The sequence below is a fragment of the Nonomuraea sp. NPDC003709 genome, assembly GCF_040610775.1.
GTDB lineage: Bacteria > Actinomycetota > Actinomycetes > Streptosporangiales > Streptosporangiaceae > Nonomuraea > Nonomuraea angiospora_A.
The window spans coordinates 151192-169604 of record NZ_JBEXMW010000010.1 but is presented as its reverse complement, the minus strand read 5'-3'; the positions used below and the strand labels follow the sequence as shown (position 1 = coordinate 169604).

19 protein-coding genes are annotated in these 18413 nt (G+C 73.4%); 12 read left to right on the top strand and 7 right to left on the bottom strand.

Features of this window, described 5'->3' with window-relative positions:
* Positions 1 to 17: 17 nt before the first annotated feature.
* Positions 18 to 1838 (top strand): serine/threonine-protein kinase, encoded by a 1821-nt coding sequence (locus tag ABZX61_RS29605; protein WP_355199471.1) that lies wholly within the window; start codon positions 18 to 20, stop codon positions 1836 to 1838.
* On the opposite strand, the gene ABZX61_RS29600 is transcribed toward ABZX61_RS29605, so the two are convergent.
* Entirely contained in the window at positions 1820 to 2095 is a 276-nt protein-coding gene (locus tag ABZX61_RS29600) for a hypothetical protein (protein ID WP_350728128.1), read from the bottom strand. The two genes, ABZX61_RS29605 and ABZX61_RS29600, sit on opposite strands and share 19 nt — an antisense overlap.
* 88 nt (positions 2096 to 2183) lie before the next feature.
* Between ABZX61_RS29600 and ABZX61_RS29595 the strand changes: the two genes are divergently transcribed.
* Together ABZX61_RS29595 and ABZX61_RS29590 are read left to right on the top strand one after the other, a co-directional pair.
* Complete coding sequence (locus ABZX61_RS29595) at positions 2184 to 2528, top strand: patatin-like phospholipase family protein (RefSeq protein ID WP_355199470.1); 345 nt, start codon at positions 2184 to 2186, stop codon at positions 2526 to 2528.
* Positions 2529 to 2625: 97 nt separating this feature from the next.
* Positions 2626 to 3000, top strand: coding sequence for a DUF4267 domain-containing protein (locus tag ABZX61_RS29590; RefSeq protein ID WP_355199469.1), 375 nt, complete (start codon positions 2626 to 2628; stop codon positions 2998 to 3000).
* 9 nt (positions 3001 to 3009) lie between these two features.
* On the opposite strand, the gene ABZX61_RS29585 is transcribed toward ABZX61_RS29590, so the two are convergent.
* Positions 3010 to 4062 (bottom strand): LacI family DNA-binding transcriptional regulator, encoded by a 1053-nt coding sequence (locus ABZX61_RS29585; protein WP_355199468.1) that lies wholly within the window; start codon positions 4060 to 4062, stop codon positions 3010 to 3012.
* 72 nt (positions 4063 to 4134) lie between these two features.
* Here ABZX61_RS29585 and ABZX61_RS29580 point away from each other — a divergent pair, with 72 nt between their 5' ends.
* The 7 genes from ABZX61_RS29580 (at position 4135) to ABZX61_RS29550 (ending at position 10779) form a co-directional block, all read left to right on the top strand.
* The gene (locus ABZX61_RS29580) at positions 4135 to 4314 is read left to right on the top strand and encodes a hypothetical protein (RefSeq protein ID WP_185067740.1); all 180 of its coding nucleotides are present in this window, start codon (positions 4135 to 4137) and stop codon (positions 4312 to 4314) included.
* A gap of 52 nt (positions 4315 to 4366) precedes the next feature.
* Positions 4367 to 4882, top strand: coding sequence for a hypothetical protein (locus ABZX61_RS29575; protein ID WP_355199467.1), 516 nt, complete (start codon positions 4367 to 4369; stop codon positions 4880 to 4882).
* A gap of 266 nt (positions 4883 to 5148) precedes the next feature.
* A complete protein-coding gene (locus tag ABZX61_RS29570) occupies positions 5149 to 5742 on the top strand; it encodes an MBL fold metallo-hydrolase (RefSeq protein WP_355199466.1) in 594 nt (197 codons plus the stop codon).
* A 96-nt stretch (positions 5743 to 5838) separates the two neighbouring features.
* Positions 5839 to 7281, top strand: coding sequence for an ABC transporter substrate-binding protein (locus tag ABZX61_RS29565; protein WP_355199465.1), 1443 nt, complete (start codon positions 5839 to 5841; stop codon positions 7279 to 7281).
* Positions 7278 to 9035 (top strand): ABC transporter permease subunit, encoded by a 1758-nt coding sequence (locus ABZX61_RS29560; RefSeq protein ID WP_355199464.1) that lies wholly within the window; start codon positions 7278 to 7280, stop codon positions 9033 to 9035. The genes ABZX61_RS29565 and ABZX61_RS29560 overlap by 4 nt, the downstream gene beginning before the upstream one ends.
* Positions 9032 to 10009, top strand: a complete 978-nt coding sequence (locus tag ABZX61_RS29555; RefSeq protein ID WP_355199463.1) for an ABC transporter ATP-binding protein — start codon at positions 9032 to 9034, stop codon at positions 10007 to 10009. The genes ABZX61_RS29560 and ABZX61_RS29555 overlap by 4 nt, the downstream gene beginning before the upstream one ends.
* Complete coding sequence (locus ABZX61_RS29550) at positions 10006 to 10779, top strand: ATP-binding cassette domain-containing protein (protein WP_355199462.1); 774 nt, start codon at positions 10006 to 10008, stop codon at positions 10777 to 10779. The genes ABZX61_RS29555 and ABZX61_RS29550 overlap by 4 nt, the downstream gene beginning before the upstream one ends.
* Here the strand turns inward: ABZX61_RS29550 and ABZX61_RS29545 are convergent.
* Positions 10741 to 11577 (bottom strand): serine hydrolase, encoded by an 837-nt coding sequence (locus tag ABZX61_RS29545; protein WP_350728118.1) that lies wholly within the window; start codon positions 11575 to 11577, stop codon positions 10741 to 10743. The genes ABZX61_RS29550 and ABZX61_RS29545 overlap by 39 nt on opposite strands.
* Before the next feature lie 101 nt (positions 11578 to 11678).
* Here ABZX61_RS29545 and ABZX61_RS29540 point away from each other — a divergent pair, with 101 nt between their 5' ends.
* Positions 11679 to 11888 carry a DUF1508 domain-containing protein gene (locus ABZX61_RS29540; protein ID WP_192787332.1) on the top strand — a complete coding sequence of 70 codons (210 nt, stop codon included), beginning with the start codon at positions 11679 to 11681 and terminating at the stop codon, positions 11886 to 11888.
* On the opposite strand, the gene ABZX61_RS29535 is transcribed toward ABZX61_RS29540, so the two are convergent.
* Positions 11865 to 12383 (bottom strand): VTT domain-containing protein, encoded by a 519-nt coding sequence (locus ABZX61_RS29535; protein ID WP_355199461.1) that lies wholly within the window; start codon positions 12381 to 12383, stop codon positions 11865 to 11867. The two genes, ABZX61_RS29540 and ABZX61_RS29535, sit on opposite strands and share 24 nt — an antisense overlap.
* Before the next feature lie 153 nt (positions 12384 to 12536).
* Here ABZX61_RS29535 and ABZX61_RS29530 point away from each other — a divergent pair, with 153 nt between their 5' ends.
* Positions 12537 to 13037: a hypothetical protein gene (locus tag ABZX61_RS29530; RefSeq protein ID WP_350728115.1), complete on the top strand. Its 501-nt coding sequence runs from the start codon at positions 12537 to 12539 to the stop codon at positions 13035 to 13037.
* On the opposite strand, the gene ABZX61_RS29525 is transcribed toward ABZX61_RS29530, so the two are convergent.
* The 3 genes from ABZX61_RS29525 to ABZX61_RS29515 all read right to left on the bottom strand — a co-directional run bounded on the left by ABZX61_RS29525 (position 13006) and on the right by ABZX61_RS29515 (position 18394).
* Positions 13006 to 16401 carry a BTAD domain-containing putative transcriptional regulator gene (locus ABZX61_RS29525; protein ID WP_355199460.1) on the bottom strand — a complete coding sequence of 1132 codons (3396 nt, stop codon included), beginning with the start codon at positions 16399 to 16401 and terminating at the stop codon, positions 13006 to 13008. The two genes, ABZX61_RS29530 and ABZX61_RS29525, sit on opposite strands and share 32 nt — an antisense overlap.
* Positions 16402 to 16467: 66 nt before the next feature.
* Positions 16468 to 17526: a lysylphosphatidylglycerol synthase domain-containing protein gene (locus ABZX61_RS29520; protein WP_355199459.1), complete on the bottom strand. Its 1059-nt coding sequence runs from the start codon at positions 17524 to 17526 to the stop codon at positions 16468 to 16470.
* 49 nt (positions 17527 to 17575) lie between these two features.
* Complete coding sequence (locus ABZX61_RS29515) at positions 17576 to 18394, bottom strand: PIG-L family deacetylase (protein ID WP_355199458.1); 819 nt, start codon at positions 18392 to 18394, stop codon at positions 17576 to 17578.
* Positions 18395 to 18413 lie beyond the last annotated feature (19 nt).

Sequence of the window (18413 nt, the reverse complement as noted above, 5' to 3'; positions counted from 1 at the left end):
GACCCTGGGGAGGGCGCGTGTCCGTGTTCGAGGTGCTGCGGCCGGAGGATCCGCGGAAGGTGGGACCGTACCGGATCGAGGCGAGGCTGGGCGCCGGCGGGATGGGGCGGGTCTTCCTGGGGCGGTCGAAGAGCGGACGCGCGGTGGCGGTCAAGGTCGTGCACCCGGAGCTCGCCGCCGACCGGAACTTCGGGCAGCGGTTCGCCCGTGAGATCTCCCTGGCCCGCACGGTGAGCGGGTTCTTCACGGCCGGGGTGGTGGACGCCGATCCGGAGGGGGCGCCGCCGTGGCTGGCGACGGCCTATGTGCCCGGCCTGTCCCTGGACGAGGCCGTCGCCGAGCACGGGACCTGGCGCGAGGAGGCCGTTCTCGCGCTGGGGGCCGGGCTGGCCGAGGCGCTGGAGTCGATCCACGCGGCGGGGGTGGTGCACCGGGACCTGAAGCCCTCCAACGTGCTGCTGGCCGTGGACGGGCCGCGGGTCATCGACTTCGGCATCTCCGTGGCGGTGGAAGGCAGCAGGCTGACGCGGACCGGCGTGTCCGTGGGAACGCCGGGGTTCATCTCTCCCGAGCAGCTGACGGGGGACTCGGTGGGGCCGGCCAGTGACGTGTTCTGCCTGGGGGCGGTGCTCGCGTACGCCGCCAGGGGTACCGGGCCGTTCGGGGGCGGGTCGTGGCAGGGGCTGTGGTACCGGACCGTGCACGAGGAGCCGGACCTGGAAGGGCTCCCGCCCCGGCTGCGCTCCATCGTGCGCCGGTGCCTCGAGAAGCGGCCCGAAGAACGGCCGAGCGCGACGGCGCTGCTGGACGAGCTGTCGGACGGTGCCACGGGGGGTGGCGCGCTCGCCGAGCTGTACACCGAGGCCCGGTGGCTGCCCGACCCCGTCGCCGAGGCCGTCCGCACCCTCGTCGCCGAGTCCGCCCCACCCCCGGAGCAGCCGGATGACGTGCCCGCCGTGGTGGAGCCGATCGCCGACGCGCCCGGCGGTGCGTCCACTGTGGTGGGCTCGCCGAGCCCGAGGTCCACGAAGGCCGGGAGCGCCGGGCTTTCGGCGCACGAGCAAGAGACGCGGCTGTCGCCCGCACGGGGCCGGGAGATCCCCGCGCCGCCGCGCCCGGCGAAGGCCGTGGACCCGACCTCTCGGAGGTTACGCGACCGGATCATGGTGGCCCTCTTCGTGAGCCCCTTCGTGGCACTGGCGATCATCGCCCTCTCCCCGGGGAGTCCCGAAATGTCGGACTTATCGGACCTCTCGGACTCCGAGTTCACCGCGAGCCCGACGCCACAGGAGAGCGGCCGGTTCTCGCGGTCCATCGACTACTGCGCCCTCCTCGAACCGGGTCAGGTCCGGCAACTCGTCCCGCGGCCGCGCGAACGGTACGACGACAAGACCGGCGGCTGCACCTGGACGTCACAAGGCCGGGCCCTCGACGTGACACCGCTGGGGCCCGAACCGGACGCCGCCAGATCGTGGCACCCCAGGACATCGGCGGCGCGCCAGGAGTTCCTCCGGCGGCAGGAGCTCGCCCCCGGCGCCTCCTCGGGGATCGAATGGCGGCGGGACGACATCGGGGTCGAGCGGGTGTTCAGGGACTTGACCACGGGGCCACGGGACGTGCCGGGCATCGGCGAGGAGGCCTTCGCCGCCGACGTCGGCCCCCGCGCGGGTGGCGTGCACTACACGGAGCTGACCTTCCTCCAGGACAACCTCGTCATCGAGGTCAAGTACACCGCCGTGGAGGCGAGCGACCGGGACATCCGGACCGGCGCGGTGCGGGCCGCCGAATGGGTGGAGAACGCCCTCAGGCGAGGAGGCGCTCAGAGCCAGTCGGGGTAGCCGTCGGCGTCGGGCGTGACCGGCCGGCTGGTGACGGAGCAGCCGTCGGCGGTCTCCCTGATGCGCCGTTCGAGCGTGGTGACCTGACCGTCCGTCGTGATGAGCGTGAGCTCCCAGACGGTCGTGTCACGGCGCGGGGACGGCACTTCGGCGATGTCGATCGAGGCCGCCAGGCCGGCGCTGAAGATGCCCTTCGCCAGGGCGGCCGCCCTCTCATGGCCCTCGACCGTCGCTCGGACCTCGATGAATTGCGCCATGGGGCTGTCCTTCGGGAGAGGTGTGAGGGCAACCTTACCTACGTGACTCCCGGTCGGTAACCGATTTCCCGCGGCCGGCCCGGACCCGATGGCCCGGTGGCTCGGCGACGAGGTGCGGGAGTGGCCGGACAAGCGCCTGGTGATCACGGCGGTGGACGCGGAGAGCGGCGAACCGGCCGACTTCGACGCCGGCAGCGGCGTCGATCTGCTGGACGCCGTCTGCGCCGGCACGGCCGGCCCCGGCGTACGGCCGCCTGCCACGATCGGCGGTCGCCGTTACATCGACGGCGGCATGCGCTCGCCCGCCGTCGTCAGCCTCGCCGCCGGCTACGACCGCGTCGTGGTCATCGCGCCGATCACGCGGGGCGGGGGGATCATGCCCGGGGTGGAGCAGCAGATCGCGGAGCTGGGCGACGGCCGCGGTCTGGCATGACTAGGCGACCAGTTTTCTAGCGCTGCTAGACATTGAGTCATCGCTAGATTAGCGTTGCTAGCACTTCTACCGATGACTCTCGCTTGGAGTGCACAAGATGGTCACCACCGCTTATGTGATCGCAGCCCTGGTCGGCATCGGCCTCGTCGTGGTCAGCCTGCGCTTCTTTTTCGTCCCCGAGGCCGCGGCCAAGGCGTACGGCGTGCCGGGCTCGGCCTCGGGGATGGACGCGGGCGCCTACTTCTCCGTGAAGGCCGTGCGTGACCTCGGCACCGCCCTGGCCATCTTCGTCATGATCGCCGTGGCGGACGCGCACACGCTGGGGTGGGTCATCCTGGTCATGAGCATCATCCCCGTCGGCGACGCGCTCATCGTGGCCAGGCGCGGCGGCCACCCCAGCATCTCGTGGGGCATACACGGCGCCACCGCCCTGGTCAGCGCCGCGGCGGGCGTGCTGCTCCTCCTGGCGTGACCTGGTTCGTCAAGCGTGTGCCGGGGGAGCGGTCGAGGCGCGGACGATCAGCTCGTGCGGGAACACCAGCCGCTCCGGCTCCGCCGCGGCCCCCGACAGCAGCAGCCGCCCCGCCGCCGCTCCCATCTCCTGCTTGGCCTGCCGGATCGTGGTGAGCCCCGCCTCCGCGGCCGCGCTGTCGGAGAACCCCACCACCGACAGCTCCCCGGGCACCTCCAGCCCCAGGTCGGCGGCGGCGTCGAGGACCCCCAGCGCCAGCACGTCCGTGTTGGTGAGGATCGCGGTGGGGCGCGGGTCCCGCCCCAGCAGCGCGTGCCCCGCCTTCCTGCCGGCCTCGCGGGAGTTACGTGCCAGCTCGTAGAACGGCACCCCTGGCCAGTCGATCCCGGCCTCCTCGCACGCCTGCCGGTAGCCGCCGCACCGCCGCCGCATGGCCTCGAACACCGCGCCCTCCTGGCGCTCCGGGGAGGCCCAGCCGGTGTGGCCGTCGTCGTGCAGCCCGACCATGGCCACCCCGATCCGCCGGTGCCCGAGCTCGAGCACGTGCCGCGCCGCCGCCGCGGCGGCAGCCGGCTCGTCGGTCCCCACGAACGGATGCCCCGGCACGTACGGCTCGTCCACCACGACGACGGGCAGCTTCCTGGCCAGCACCTCCGCCAGCGCCGGATGCCCGTCGGGCAGCGACATCACGCAGAACGCGTCGACCACCGCGTCCCTGACCGTCTCGCTGCGCCGGTCGCCGTGCGGCAACGGCAGGATGAGCAGCCCCACCCCCGCGTCCTCGGCCGCCGTCGCCAGCCCCTGGAAGAAGCCGATCGCGTACGGGTCGGCGAACGCGTAGGCCAGCGTCTCGCTGAACAGCAGCCCGAGCGCCCCCGCCCGCCCCAGTCGGAGCGATCGCGCCGTCGGGTTGGGCCCCGCGTAGCCGAGCTCGTCGGCCACCTCCATGATCCGCTGCCGCAGCCCGTCGCTGAGCTGGTCGGGCCGGGAGAACGCGTAGGACACGGTGGCCCGGGACACGCCCAGCCGGTCGGCGATCGTCTGCAGTGTCACCCTGGCCATCGTCCCACCGTACCGAAGAGCTTGCCCGGCCTGTCTTAATTGATTAAGATCTTAATTGATTAAGGAGGGTTTATGGATGCCATGCAAGTCCTCGCTCACCAGACCGCGATGGGCTACCGGGAGTCGCTCGGCGAAGCCCTGCCGGGCGCGCCCCGGCGGCCGCACCGCGCGAGGGCCAAGGTGCGCGTACGGGTGGCGCACTCGCTCAGGTGGACCGCGGATCGGCTGGATCCGGCGTGCCGTACCGCGTGATGCAGCACAATGTGATGCGTTGATTACGTACAGCAGCCAACGGGGAAGGCTTATGTACCTGGACTGGATCATCGCGATCGCCACCTCGGCCCCGGCCGGCCTCCCGGACCCGGCCCTGACCTGCGCCGTCGCCACGCCGTCCGAGCGGCCGCTGGCGTTCACGCCGCAGGTCGGCCTCACACCGCGGCGCGTCGCCGCCCGGGGGAACCTCCAGCTCACCGACTGCACCTCACCCGACGGCTCGGCCGCGTCCCTGCGCTCCGGCTGGGTCGCCGTCAAGGCCACCGCGCAGGCCTCGTGCACCAGTGCCCGCGATGTACGCGGGGGTGCCGTCATCACCTGGTTCGGCGGGGACGGCCGGCCCGTCGGCACCTCGAGGCTGCACATCAAGGCCGACCGGCTCGCCACCCAGCATCCGGCCGACGCCCTGCTCACCGGCGCCATCGCCGCCGGCGCGCTCAAGGGGGAGCGCGTCCGCGGCGGCCTCTCACCGGCGGCGGCCATCCTCGGCTGCGCCGCTCGGGGGATGAGCACGCTTCCTGGGAGCGGCAAGATCACCTTCGGGTGAGCCCTCTTCGCGGGTCCCCCGGCCTCTGGGGGATGGCTCGTCCTCAGGGTGCCCGCCCGTGACCCGTTCCGCGGCGCGGGCGCGGAACGTCGCGCCCCTTGGCCGTCGCGTGTGGCGTGGGAACCCCCGCCGTGGGGGCGACCGCGGGTCGCCACCTGCGGTCGTGGGGACCGCTGGTGGTCGCCTGCGGTGTGGGCGCGTCGTCGACGTCGGTTGTCGGGCTGGGGGAGTGGGTAGCGGCTGCGTCTGGGGTGGGGGTGGCGGTCGTGTGGTTGCGGTTGGTGGGGGTCGGTGCGATGAACTCGCCGCGCTACAGCCCGGCCGGGCTGCTGGTCGGCTGGCGCGGTCACCGCGTCCTGCTCGACGGGGGTGGCAACGCCGCGGCCGGTGAGCGGCTCGACGGCTGGCTGGTCTGCGATGAGCGGGCCGAACTGATGCCCCAGATCCGCCGTACGGCGCGGGCGCTCGGGCTGGCCGCCGCGGTGGCGACCTTCGAGGCCGCGGGAGTGGAGATCGTGCCACTGCCGGTCAGCCACACCTCTCATCACACCTACGGCTACCTGATCAGGACGGCCGGGGCGCGGGCCGTCTGGGCGCCGGAGTTCTGGGGCTTTCCGGACTGGGCGGCCGGGGTGGACCTGATGTTCGCCGACGCCGCCGGTTGGGACCGGCCGATCCGCTTCGCCGGGGGTGTGGGCGGGCATGCGAGCGTGCTCCAGGTCGCGCGGGAGGCGCGCGATCACGGGGTGGGGCGGCTGGTGTTCGCCCATGTCGGCCGCCCTTCCATCCGGGCGATCGACCGGGGAGAGCGGTTGCCGTTCGGGGAGTGGGGCGTCGAGGGGCGCGCCTATCGGATGTGAATATGGAAACGGTTATCATGTGCTAATGTCTCGTCCCGCTCATTCCCCCTGAATTTGGGACAATCCGTGCAACATCGCAGCTCCTGGCTTGCCCTCATGACAGTCCTCTCCCTGTCCGCGTGCTCCGCCCCGGCGGGCGGGCAGAGCACGGGCCGGATCAAGGTGGCGATGCTCCAGCCGCCGCGTTCCGGCCTGTCGCCCTTCAGTGACGACGCCTTCAAGCTCTCCCGCTGGTCCACCGCCGAGACCCTGGTCAACCTGGACGCGAGAGGCGACGCGCGACCCGCCCTCGCCACCGCGTGGACCCGTACCTCCGAACGGACCTGGGAGTTCACCGTCCGCGACGGCGTGACCTTCCACGACGGCAGCCGGTTGACCGCCCGGGTCGCCGCCGCCGCGCTGACCCGCGCCACCCGGGCCACGCCCAAGCCGCGCATCCTCGACGGCGTCGAGCTGACCGCCAGGGCGGAGGGCGGCAAGGTCGTCGTGACCACCCGCGAGCCCGACCCGCTGGTCCCGCACCGCCTGTCCTCGCCGCAGCTGGCGATCCTGGCCGAGCGCGCGTACGGCACCGACGGCAAGGTCGATCCGGTCGGCACCGGGAGCGGCCCGTTCAAACTGGTCAAGGTGAACGGCACCACCACTGCCACCCTCGACCGGCACGACGGCTACTGGGGCACGAAGGCCAAGGCGCCGGGCATCGACGTCTCCTTCGTCCCGGACGGCGCCGCCCGCGCCGCCGCCATCCGCAGCGGCGAGGCGCACATCGCGGAGGCGGTGCCGGTCTCGCAGGCCGCGCTGCTGGCGAGGGAGACGGTCAGCGAGGTGCCGATGCCGCGCACCAACACCCTGTACCTGAACGCCGCCAAGGGGCCGTTCGAGAGCCCCGGCCTGCGCGCCGCCGTGCGCGCGTCCATCGACGCGGGGCAACTCGTGCGGGGGGTGTACGAGGGGCGCGCCGACGTCGCCTCGGGCCTGCTGGGGCCCGCCCTGCCGTGGGCCGCCGAGGGCCGCAAGAGCCTGGGGGAGCGTACGGCTCCCGCGAGCGCGAAGGGCGTGGCGATCACCCTGGCCACCTACTCCGACCGGGCCGAGCTGCCCGAGGTCGCCTCCGTGCTGCAGCAGCAGCTCCGGGGGGCGGGGTTCGCGGTCGAGCTGGTCGTACGGGAGTACGCGCACATCGAGGAGGACGCGCTGGCCGGGAGGTTCGACGCGTTCGTCCTTTCCCGGGCGACCGTGCTCGACTCGGGGGATCCGGTGGCGTACATGCAGGCCGACTTCACCTGCGACGGCTCCTTCAACCTGGCCCGCCTGTGTGACGAGGACGTCGACCGGGCGGTGCGCGAGGCCGCGGCGGCGGACGCCGGTCCCGCCAGGCACGCGGCGACCCTTGAGGCCGAGGCGGCGATCCTGCGTACCGACGCCGCCATCCCGATGCTGCACGAGCGCGTGATCCAGGGCGATGCCACCACGGTGCTGGACTCGGCGAAGGACCCGCGCGAGCGCGTCCTGATCACGGCGGAGACCCGCCTCAAATGACCGGCGGGGTGCTGTTCTCGCGGGGTGTCGTGGTCGTGGCGATCGTCGCCGTGGTCGGGTTGTTGCCCTGGCTGTCCGGTCGTGATGCCGCGCTGTCGCTGCTGCGGGCCCGTTCGGCCGAGCAGGAGCCGACGCCTGAGGCGTTGGAGGCCATCCGCCACGAGCTGGGCCTGGACGGAGGCCCGCTGCCGCTGCTCGGCGAGTGGCTGGGCGGCGTCCTGCGCGGCGACTTCGGACGCTCGTGGGCGGACGGGAGCGCGGTGCTGCCGTCGGTGCTGTCCGGTCTCGGCGTCTCCCTGACGCTGATGGCCGCCGCGCTGGCGGTGACGCTGGCACTGACGTGCGCCCTGTGCGCACCCACCCTGGTGCGCGGCGCGCGTGGCACCCTGCGGGGCGGCGGTAGGGGGGCGGTGGCGGCGGTGCTCGGGGCCTTGCCCGAATTCCTCATCGCGACGGTGCTGCTGGTGACGCTGTCGGTGTGGCTGGGCCTCCTGCCGCCTTACGGCTGGCAGGAGCCGCGGCACCTGGTGCTGCCCGCGTTGGCCCTGGGCATCCCGGCAGGCGGCGTCCTGGGGCGGCTGGTGGACGACACGCTGCCCGCGGCCTTCGCCGAGCCGTGGGTGGGGCTGTGGCGTTCGGCGGGCTGCGGTCCCGGCGTCATCGCGCGGGCGGCGCTGCGCCGGGCGCTGCCCGCGCTGGTGCCCCAGCTCGGGCTGGTCGCCGTGGGGCTGGCGGGAGGGGCGGTGGCCGTGGAGACGGTGTTCGCGGTGCCCGGCATCGGCCGGACCGCGCTGGGTGCCGCGGAGGCTCAGGACCTTCCGCTGCTCCAGGCCGCGGTGCTCGCCCTGGTCCTGCTGGGTGTGCTCGCCGGGATCCTGGCGAGCGCCGCCCGGCACTGGATGCTCGGCCCAGGACTCCGCGACGCCGCCCTCTCGCTGCCCGCACCGGCCATCGGCGGCGGCCAGGGCAACGGCGACCGGCGAGGCGGTGGCGGGCGAGGTGGTGGCCCGGTCGCCGGCGTGTGCGGGGTCGTGCTGGCGGTCGCCGTCGGGTGGGGGTCGCTGCTCGACCCCCTGACCGTGGACGTGGCCGCGCGGCTGGCGGGGCCGAGCTGGGATCACCCGCTAGGCGCCGACGCGCTGGGCCGGGACGTGCTGGCCAGGGTGGGCCATGGCGCCGCGGCCACGCTCGGCGTCTCCGCGCTGGTCTGCGCCGGCTCGTACGTCATCGCCCTCACGGTCGGCCTCCTCCCCGGGCTGGCCTCCGGAGCGGCCGAGGTGGCCAACGCCGTGCCACCGGTGATCGCCGGGATCCTGGTGGCGGCGGTGCTCGGGCCCGGCACGCCGGGCGCGTCCGTCGCGGTCGCCCTCGTCTCGTGGCCCGCGCTCGCGGCCCACGCCGCGGCCCTCGTCTCCGAGGTACGTGCCGCGGCCCACCTGACCGCCCAGCGCGCCATCGGCTCCTCGCCCGCCTGGATCCTGACCCGCCACGTCCTGCCCGCGGTCGCGGGCCCGGTCGCCAGGCACGCGGTGCTGCGGCTGCCGGGGATCGCGCTGGCCATGGCCTCCCTCGGCTTCCTCGGCCTGGGGGCACAGCCGCCCGCTCCGGAGTGGGGCCTGACGCTGGCCGAGTCGCTGCCGTACGTGGAGCGCGCGCCATGGGCGGCCCTGGTCCCCGCGGGAATGCTCCTGCTGCTGGCCGCCCTGGCGGTCTCGCTCTCCACGGCGGGCCGCCGGACCGGGGGTGCCGCATGACGCTGCTGCGCGTACGGGACCTGCGGGTCGGCGTGGCGGGCACGGAGGTCGTACGGGGGCTCTCGTTCGACGTGGCCGAGGGCGAGACGCTCGCCGTCGTCGGCGAGTCCGGCGCGGGCAAGTCGCTGACCGCCCGGGCCGTGCTCGGGCTGCTGCCGCCCGGCGCGCACATGTCCGGCAGCGTGCGCCTGGACGGGCGGGAGCTGTCCGGCGCGCCCGAGCACGTCTACCGGCAGGCACGCGGCCGGCGGATCGCCTTCGTGCCGCAGGACGCGCTGTCGGTGCTCAGCCCCGTGTACCCGGTCGGAGACCAGCTCGCCCGCGCCGTGCGACGACCGGGCCGCAAGCAGGCATGGGAGCGCGCGGTGGCCGCGCTGGAACGGGTCGGCATCCCCGACGCCCCGCGGCGGGCCCGCGCCTACCCGCACGAGTTCTCCGGCGGGATGCGCCAGCGGGCGGTGATCGCCATGGCCACCGTCAACGACCCCGCCCTCGTCGTCGCCGACGAACCGGCCACCGCGCTGGACCCCGTCCTCCAGACCCGGATCCTCAGCCTGCTGACGGAGCCCCGCGACGGAACGCGGCCGGCCGTGCTGCTCATCACGCACGACCTGGGGGCGGCGGCCGCGTACGCGGATCGCGTCCTGGTCATGTACGCGGGACGGCTCGCCGAGTCGGGCCCGGCCGGCGCGGTGCTGCGCGGGCCGCGCGCCCCCTACACCGGCGGCCTCGTCGCGTCCCTCCCGCCGCGCGAGGTGACGGGACGGCCGCTCCCGGCGATCGCCGGTTCGCCGCCCGCGCCAGGAGCGCTGCCGCCCGGGTGCGCCTTCGCCCCCCGCTGCCCGGCCGCCGCCGACGTCTGTCACGAGCGGGAGCCACAGCCGCAGGAGGCCGGGGAACACAGGCTGGCCGCCTGCCACCGGCTCGGCGAGCTGCCCGGCCCGGCCACCGATCTCTACCAGGAGCCCGCATGACGACACCCCTGCTGGAGGTGCGCGATCTCACCGTGCGCTACCCCACGCCGAACCTGGCGGTGGACGGCGTCTCGTTCACCCTGGCCGCCGGCGAGACGCTCGCCCTGGTCGGCGGGTCGGGGTCGGGCAAGTCGAGCATCGCCGCCGCCGTCCTCATGCTGCGCAGGCCCGAGGCGGGCTCGGTGCGCTTCGAGGGCCGCGAGCTCACCGCGCTCGACGAGCGCGCCCTGCGCCCGCTGCGGCCCGCGCTGCAACCGGTCTTCCAGGACCCGTACGGCTCGCTCAGCCCGCGCCTGCGGGCACACGACGCGATCGCGGAGCCGCTGCGCGTCCAGGGCCGCTGGGACCCGCTGACCGGCCCCGCCCGGGTCCGCGAGCTCCTCGACCTCGTCCGCCTGGATCCCGCGCTCGCCCGGCGCAGGCCGTCCGAGCTGTCCGGCGGGCAGTGCCAGCGCGTCGGCATCGCCCGCGCCCTGGCCTGCGAGCCCAGGCTGCTCGTGCTGGACGAGCCCGTGTCCGCGCTGGACCCGTCCGTACGGGCCGGGATCGTCAACCTGCTCACCGAGCTGCGCGACGAGCTGGGGCTGGGCCAGCTGTTCATCGGCCACGACCTGGCCCTGATCCGGCACGTGGCGCATCGCGTGGCGGTGCTGCGCCACGGCCGGATCGTCGAGACCGGTCCGGCCGGTCAGGTGTGGGCCGCCCCCGCCGACCCGTACACCCGCGAGCTGCTAGCCGCCGGCGATCTGCTCGCCCGCGTAGTCCAGTAGCCGCTCGGCCGTCTCGAAGCGGCGCTCGTTCTGGTCCCCGAGCAGCACGCCGACCACGCGCTTGCCGCCCCGCTCCCCGGCGAAGAGCAGGCAGTAGCCGGCGGCGCGCGTGTAGCCGGTCTTCACGCCGAGCACGCCGTCGGCCCGCGAGAGCAGCTTGTTCGAGTTGCGCCAGGTGTGCGCCCGGTGCAGCGCGGTCTTGGCCACCTTGTGCACCTTGGTACCCGTCACGGCCGCGAAGGTGCTGTTGTCCAGCGCCTTTTCCGCCAGCTTGACCTGGTCGACGGCCGTCGAGTAGCCGCCGTTCCCGGGGGTCGGCAGGCCGTCGGGGTTGGTGTAGCGGGTGTCGGACAGCCCGAGGGCGCGGGCGGCGCGGTTCATCTTGGCGACGAACGCCGTCTTGCCCGGGCCGTAGCGCCGCGCCAGGGCGTTGGCCGCGTCGGCCCCCGACGGCAGCATGAGACCGTACAGCAGATCGTTGACCGTGAGCCGCTCACCCTTCTTCAGCGCCGCCGTGGTCGCGCCGTTGCTGGTCGCGTGCTTGACGTCGGTCGCCGTGATCGTGATCGTGTCGTTCAGCCTGGCCTCGCGCAGCACGACGTACGCCGTCATGACCTTGACCAGGCTGGCCACGGGCACCCGGCGAGTCTCGCGCTTGCCGAAGTGGATCGTTCCCGCAGAGTCGACCAGGTACGCCGACTTTGCCCCGACCTCCGGCGCGTCCGCCGCCGCGGCCGGGGAGGCGACTCCCACAACCAGCGCGAGTACGGCGGAGCCAATGAAACCCCCAATACGCATGGCAATCATGTTGACAGGAGATCAAGGGTCCGTTTGCCTAACTACGCCATAAAGCCCGATCAGATGGGGGTAAATCAATGCCAGGTTAGAGAGGAGCGGCAGTGGCGGGCAGGTTCGTGATCAGTGAGGACGGGCAGGGCGGATTCCGGTTCGCCCTCGTGGCGAACAACGGGCAGACGCTCGCGGTCGGCGAGGGCTACCCGAGCAAGGCCGCCTGCGTGAACGGCATCGAGACCGTGCGCAGGAACGCTCCCGAGGCCGTCATCGACGACCGGACCGGGCGGGGCCTAGGAGACCAGAGCCTTCTCTGACGCGGCCGCGCGCCGCTTCCTCCTGCGCCGCACCACCAGCCAGAACGCCGCCGCGACGGCCAGCACGGCCACGACCCCCGCCGTGACGGGCGAGCGCGCGGCCAGCTCCAGCCAGCCCCACACGAGCGCCGTGATGCCGAACCACCAGATCGGCGCCCAGGTCAGGCAGCCCAGCGCGCTCGCGACCACGTACCAGGGGTAGGACACCCGCAGCGCCCCCGCCACCCACGGCAGCGTGTGCCGGAGCATGGGCACCCAGAAGCAGCCGTAGACGGCCAGTGCGCCCCACTTCTCGACGACATGCTCGATCTTCGCGATGCGCTCGCGTCCCACCCGGGCGCCGACGCGCGAGTCGTAGAGCTTCACGCCGAGCTTGCGCCCGACCCAGTAGTAGACCTGGAACGCGCCGAACAGGGCCAGGATCAGGATGGCGCCCACCAGCCAGTAGGGCAGACCGAGCCAATAAGGCCTCGTGGGATCGGCGATGCCGGTCATGCTCTCCCACCCCTCCCAAGCCTTAGGTCAGGCTTACCTTAGTTCAAGTTGCAAGCTTTCGCCATATCGGCTTGCAAGCCGCCGCAACCAGCCGACAAGCAGGCCTCAACCACCCGAGCTCACTCTATGGGTGAGGCAAAAGGGGTGTTGAAGATGGCGTCGAGAAGCGCGGCCGTCCTGGCGAGTGGCACGACGAACGCGGCCAAGCTCATCGTGGCCGCCCTGGCGTTCACCAGCGCGTACATCGGCTTCTCCGCCTACAGCGCAGCCGACGGCGCGCCGGCCGCCGTGACGACCATCACCCTGTCGGCCCGCGAGGTGCCCGTCGCCGAGGAGCTGGCCCCGGCCGCCCAGCCCGGCCAGGTCACCCTCGGCGGACTGGCCGGCGCCTGCTCGGGGCCGCTCGTCGCGCGCAGCGTGCTCGTCAGCCCCGAGCCCGGCCGGAGCGTGCACTACGGCTGGAAGCTCGCCCGCTGGAGCCCCTCCACCAAGTCGTGGCGCACGTACCTGGTCGACTACGACGGCTTCGTGGGCGCCGCGCAGACCGTCGAGTGGCGGCCCGAGCTCTCCGGCGACCCCGGCTGGTATCGCGTCGAGCTGTCGGCCAAGGGCGTCAAGACCGTCACGAGCGACCGTTTCCAGGTGAGCTGCTGACCGACCGCCGCGCCGCCTCCACCCAGCGCGGCACGCCGACCCGCTCGGCCACTTCCAGGGCCTTCTCGTAGTGGGCGCGGGCCGCGTCCGGCTGGCCCAGGCGCACGGCGAGGTCACCCAGCGTCAGCGCCACCGGCCACAGCGCCACCACGCCGGTGCCCGCGCCCGCCACCCGGTCGGCGAACGGTTTGAGCTTGTCGTAGCAGTCGACCATCCGCTCCCGGTCGTCGAGCAGCATGCCGGCCAGCGCCCGCCAGGTCATCGCCAGCTCGTAGAGGAAGTCGGGCCGCACCGGCGGGCGGGTGGCGGCCACGGCCTTGGCGTCCTGGAGGTGCCCGGACGAGGCCAGGGCCAGCGCGTACGCGTCGAGCGTCCACTTGGCGCCCCGCCGGTGGGCGTCGGCGAGCAGGTCGACCATCTCGGCCGCCCGGCCGTCCACCAGATGCAGGCAGAACGTCGTGATCAGCGGGAGGTCCTGGCGGCCCTCCAGCATGCCCGCCCGTGCCGTCATCCTGGTCGCGTCGCGATAGGCCCGCTCCGCGCCCGTGTAGTCGCCGGCGATCATCAGCCGCTGGCCCGCGTACCAGACCACGACCGCGGCCGGCGCCGACAGGTCGTACTGCCTGGCCAGGGCGTCGGCGGCGGACGCGTGCTGGTCGGCGACCGCGAACTCGCCCCTGGCCGCCGCGCACTCCAGCAGCACCAGGTGGGCCAGCGCCTGCGTGGCCATCTGCCCCGAGCGCTGCGCGACCTCCAGCAGCTCCCTGCCGATGCTCTCCCGGGTGTCCACGGCGGGGATGTCGTACGACTGCCGCAGCCGCCCGCTCAGCGCCGCCGCGATCAGCGTCGGGTCGCCGCTCTGCCGGGCCAGCTCCAGCGCCTCCAGCGACGCCTGACGCCCGCGCTCGGGGGAGGAGGAGCCCTCCAGCTCCAGCGCCAGCGTGGTCAGCAGGCTGGCCCGCAGCCGCTGCTCACCCTCGGGCAGCTCCATGAGCGCCTTCTCGGTGATGTCGACGATCTCCCACGCGGTGCGGGTGAAGTCGCGCGCGATGCCCTTGTGCGGCACGGCCAGCGACGCCGCCACCTTGGCGGTGATCTCCAGGTCGCCCAGCGGCAGCGCGGCGTCCATGGCCTGGCGGCGCAGCAGCCGGGCCGCCGTCATGTCGCCGCACAGCGCCAGCGCCCTGATCTGGCGCAGCATGAGCCGCAGGCGCTCCTTGCTGCGCTCGGGCGTCTGCGCGCCGCTCTGCTCGTCGCGCGAGCGGTCGAACGCCGCGATGGCCTGCTCCCACAGGGTGGCCGCCTCGCGGTGGGCGAAGCGCCGCTCGGCCTGCTCGGCCGCCAGCCCCGCGTAGTGGACCGCCTTCCCGGCCGCGTCGGCCAGGAAGTAGTGGTGGGCCAGCGCCGCCACGTCGGACGGCGTGTGCTGCTCGATGACCGCCGCCACGGCCGCGTGCAGCCGCGTGCGCCGCAGCCTGGAGGCGTCGGAGTAGATCGTGTCGCGCACCAGGTCGTGGTCGAACCTGAGCAGCCCGGGCCCCGGCTCGGTCACCAGCCCGGCCAGCAGCGCCGCCTCCACGGCCTCGATCACCGCGTCCTCGTCGCCCGACACGGCGATCAGCACGTCGAGATCGACGTCGCGCCCGATCACGGCGGCCTGGAGCAGGATCTGCTGGGCGCCCGACGGCAGCCGCGAGATGCGCCGCCGCAGCACGTCACGCACGCCGGAGGGCACCTGCGAGAGCACCTCGGTGGCGCTGGCCCGGTCGGCCGCGCCCTCGGAGTCGAGCAGGCGCACGGTCTCGCGGACGAAGAACGGGTTGCCGCCCGTGCGCTCGACGATCGACTCGACCGCGTCTTCGTCGATGTCGCGTACGCACGTCGCCTTGACCAGCTCGGCCACGGCCTTCGGGTCGAGCCCCGACAGGCCCACGCGGACCGGGCCCAGCCTGGCCAGCGCGGCCAGCACGTCGGACTGGCGGTCGTCGAGCTCGCTCTCCCTGCACGTCACCACGAGCAGCACCCGGCTGGTCGCCAGCAGGCTCGGCAGCGCGCGCAGCAGGGCGAGCGTCTGGTCGTCGGCCCAGTGGAGGTCCTCCAGGGTCAGCAGCACCGGCGCGCGGCGCGCGACCCCGGCCAGGTAGCCGCCGACCGCGCGGTGCAGTCGGAAGCCGCCGGACGCCTCGTCCTCGTCGGGGTCGGGGGCGGCGTCGTCGAGCAGCGGCGCGAGCAGCTGCGCGTATTCGCCGGCGCCGGTCGCGACGGTGAGCGTGCGCAGGATCTCCACCCAGGCCCAGCCCGGCGGGGTGGCACTGGAGTCGGGGCACGCGCCGGACGCGGTGATCCAGCCGTCGGTGGCGAGCCTGCTCTCCAGCTGGCGCAGCAGCGTGGTCTTGCCCGCGCCGGCGACCCCGGCCACGATCGCGACCTGGAACCGGCCCGTGCGCGAGGCCGCCGTGGTCAGCCTGGCCAGCTCGGCGTCGCGGCCGACGAACGGCTCGGGCTCCAGCGGCGGCGGCTCGACGGCCGCGGCCGGTCTGGGCGGCCAGGTGTCGGTGACCGGCGCGGCGGGCCGTGCGGGGCGCGCCGGGACGGCCAGATCCAGCTCCGGGGACTGGGCCAGGATGTCGGACTCCAGCTTGCGCAGCGCGGGCCCCGGGTCGATGCCCAGCTCGTCGGCCAGGATGTTTCTGGCCCGGCGCAGCGCGGCCAGCGCGTCGCCCTGCCGGCCGCAGCGGTAGAGGCCCAGCGCCAGCAGCCGCCAGCCCTCCTCGCGCAGCGGGTTTTCGGTGGTGAGCGCCTCCAGGTCGGGAACGGTCTCGGCGTGCAGGCCGAGCCGCAGCCCGGTGTCGGCGTGCCGCTCGCGGGTCACGAGGCGCAGCTCCGCCAGCCGGTTGACCTCGGCCTCGGCCCACGACTGGTCGGCGAAGTCGGAATAGGGAGTGCCGCGCCACAGGCCCAGCGCCTTTTCCAGGCGGCCTCGGGCGGACTGCGGATCGCCCTCTTCGAGGTGCTCGCCCGCCGCGCGGACGAGCTGCTCGAACTTGAGCGCGTCGACCTGGTCGGAGGCCACCCGCAACGCGTAGCCGGACGCGACCGTCACCAGCAGCCGGTTGGGCCCCCCGCGCGGGCGGCCGGGCTCCAGCACCCGGCGCAGGCGCGAGATGTAGACCTGCAGGCCCGACTGCGCGCCCTTGGCCCCGTCGTCATCCCACAGATCGTAAAGAAGCGTGTCAACGGGCACGACCTGACCTCTGGCCACGAGAAGCCGGGCGAGGACGGCCCGCTGCCGCAACCCGCCGAGGTCGAGTTCGTCGTCGTGTTCGTACGCCTCGACTGGCCCCAGAACTCGGAACGCCACCATGTCAGCCGCCACGCTATGCGGGCCTAGGAATCACGCACAAGGTCTTTGATGGGTTTGGGATTGTCACTACTGGGCCTTCGAGATCGCGGACGGGGGCTCCGCCCCGGCGTTCCGGCCGTTGCGCCTGCGCAGGAGCGCCCATGCGCCCAGAGCCAGGCCGCCGAACGGGATCTCGATAGTGTAAGTCCAGAAGCCGAAAAGCAGTGCGGTCGCGGTGGCGGGAGCGCCTCCGACATTGAACCCTTCGGTGAGCAGGAGCACCACGCCGCCCTCCATGATCCCGGCCCCGCTGGGCGTGATCAGGATGGCCGTGAGCACGCGGGAGAGGGCGAAGACGGCGATCGACTGGGCGAACCCCGGCCAGGCGCCCGTCACCTGCAGGCACACCGCCATGATCGCCCACTGGAACCCGAGGAAGAACACCATGGCGAGCGACAGTCCGGGCCACCTGGTCCGGACGACGCCGGCGGTGTCGGCGCGCAGCTGGTGGAAGGCGTCCGAGGCGTGGATCCGCAGCCGCAGCAGCCGGGTGATCCTGTCGAGCGCGCGGCCGAGCACGACGGCGGCGCGGTCCCAGTAGAGGGCGACGGCCACGATCGCGCAGAGCACGAGGATGGAGATCGCGCCCGTCCAGCCGGCCTTGGCGACGGTGGCGTTGGGCGCCTCGCCGGCCGCGAGCAGCGCGATGATCCCGACGGCCGGCAGGATGAACCTGAACATCGTGTTCCAGATGCCGCTGACCAGCGTCATGACCACGATCGACCGGCTGGAGAAGCCCCAGCCCTTCGTCATCGCGAACGTCACCGCCACGCCGACCGCCCCGCCGAACGGCAGCAGGTTGCTGACCGCGCTGCCCGCCGCGTTGATCGTGAGGCCCTGCAGGTTGTTGAGGCCGGGCAGGGAGTTGGTCAGCACGAACGTGTACGCCAGCAGGCTCAGCAGCCACAGCGCGGTCATCAGCGCGATCTCGCCGGGGCCGAGCGCGCCGAAGACCCTGCCGATCTCGTGCCACGAGACGGGCTTGCCGGTGAGCGTGCGCACGATCTGCGGAAGGTAGACCACGAGCAGCACGGCCAGCCCGAGCGACAGCACGGACAGCGCGATCTGGAGCCACTTGTTCTTCATCGGGGTCCAGTCTGACGGGTCGCCGGACGAGGATCCTCCTTCGGAGGAATCATTTCGGCCACCGGTCGAAGGGATGAGTGAGCCGGGTGCCCGGTGGCAGGTCGCGGCGGACGTACCACTCGGTGCCGAAGACGAGGCGGTAGATCGGGCGCGGGACCTTCAGCATGACGGCGAGCGTGCGGTCGCTGTCGCCGCCGCTGGCCTGGGAGGCGTGCGCGGCCATGGAGGCCCGTTTCTGGCGGGTGTATTTCCTGACGTTGACCCGGTGGGTGATCGTCTCGCTCGACGAGTACGCGCTCTCGAACGTCCGTACGTCGAACTCCGGCGGGAACTTGTAGAACCGGCCCGCCAGCCGCAGCAGCCTGACCAGCGGATCGCGGTTGACCGTCGCCTCCAGGACGATCTCGGTCCCGGCGATCTTGGCCGCCCGTTTACCCACCCGGTGCACCTGCACGTGATCGGGGTGCCCGTAGCCGCCCGCCGGATCGTAGATCGCCAGCAGGTCGGCCTCCTCCTCCTGCAGGATCGCGGCCAGCGCCTTGGCCGCCGCCTCGGTGTCGGCGTCGATGAAGGCGTTGTCGGGCCGCTCCTCGGCGATGCCGCCCTTGGGGCTCAGCCCCGAGTCGCCGTAGCCGAGGCACTCCACGCGGGCGCAGCCGAGCAGCGCGGCCGACTCGTAGAGCTCCTTGAGCCTGGTCTCGCCGAGCGCCTCGCCGGGCGCCATCTCGGCCAGGCCGCGCTCGCCCGCGGTGGCCACCACGAGCACCACGCGGTGTCCCTCGGCCGCGAGCATCGCCATGGTGCCCGCCGTCAGCAGGGCCTCGTCGTCAGGGTGAGCGTGAAAGAACACTGCGGTACGTGGAGGCACACGCCCAGATTAGTCTGGG

Bases quoted from the DNA above. Each gene is read 5' to 3' on its own strand.
- ABZX61_RS29565 (WP_355199465.1), top strand. From the start codon at position 5,839: ATGACAGTCCTCTCCCTGTCCGCGTGCTCCGCCCCGGCGGGCGGGCAG.
- ABZX61_RS29575 (WP_355199467.1), top strand. From the start codon at position 4,367: ATGTACCTGGACTGGATCATCGCGATCGCCACCTCGGCCCCGGCCGGC.
- ABZX61_RS29585 (WP_355199468.1), bottom strand. From the start codon at position 4,062: ATGGCCAGGGTGACACTGCAGACGATCGCCGACCGGCTGGGCGTGTCC.
- ABZX61_RS29520 (WP_355199459.1), bottom strand. From the start codon at position 17,526: ATGAAGAACAAGTGGCTCCAGATCGCGCTGTCCGTGCTGTCGCTCGGG.
- ABZX61_RS29545 (WP_350728118.1), bottom strand. From the start codon at position 11,577: ATGCGTATTGGGGGTTTCATTGGCTCCGCCGTACTCGCGCTGGTTGTG.
- ABZX61_RS29555 (WP_355199463.1), top strand. From the start codon at position 9,032: ATGACGCTGCTGCGCGTACGGGACCTGCGGGTCGGCGTGGCGGGCACG.
- ABZX61_RS29530 (WP_350728115.1), top strand. From the start codon at position 12,537: ATGGCGTCGAGAAGCGCGGCCGTCCTGGCGAGTGGCACGACGAACGCG.
- ABZX61_RS29535 (WP_355199461.1), bottom strand. From the start codon at position 12,383: ATGACCGGCATCGCCGATCCCACGAGGCCTTATTGGCTCGGTCTGCCC.
- ABZX61_RS29550 (WP_355199462.1), top strand. From the start codon at position 10,006: ATGACGACACCCCTGCTGGAGGTGCGCGATCTCACCGTGCGCTACCCC.
- ABZX61_RS29600 (WP_350728128.1), bottom strand. From the start codon at position 2,095: ATGGCGCAATTCATCGAGGTCCGAGCGACGGTCGAGGGCCATGAGAGG.
- ABZX61_RS29525 (WP_355199460.1), bottom strand. From the start codon at position 16,401: ATGGTGGCGTTCCGAGTTCTGGGGCCAGTCGAGGCGTACGAACACGAC.
- ABZX61_RS29595 (WP_355199470.1), top strand. From the start codon at position 2,184: ATGGCCCGGTGGCTCGGCGACGAGGTGCGGGAGTGGCCGGACAAGCGC.
- ABZX61_RS29590 (WP_355199469.1), top strand. From the start codon at position 2,626: ATGGTCACCACCGCTTATGTGATCGCAGCCCTGGTCGGCATCGGCCTC.
- ABZX61_RS29560 (WP_355199464.1), top strand. From the start codon at position 7,278: ATGACCGGCGGGGTGCTGTTCTCGCGGGGTGTCGTGGTCGTGGCGATC.
- ABZX61_RS29580 (WP_185067740.1), top strand. From the start codon at position 4,135: ATGGATGCCATGCAAGTCCTCGCTCACCAGACCGCGATGGGCTACCGG.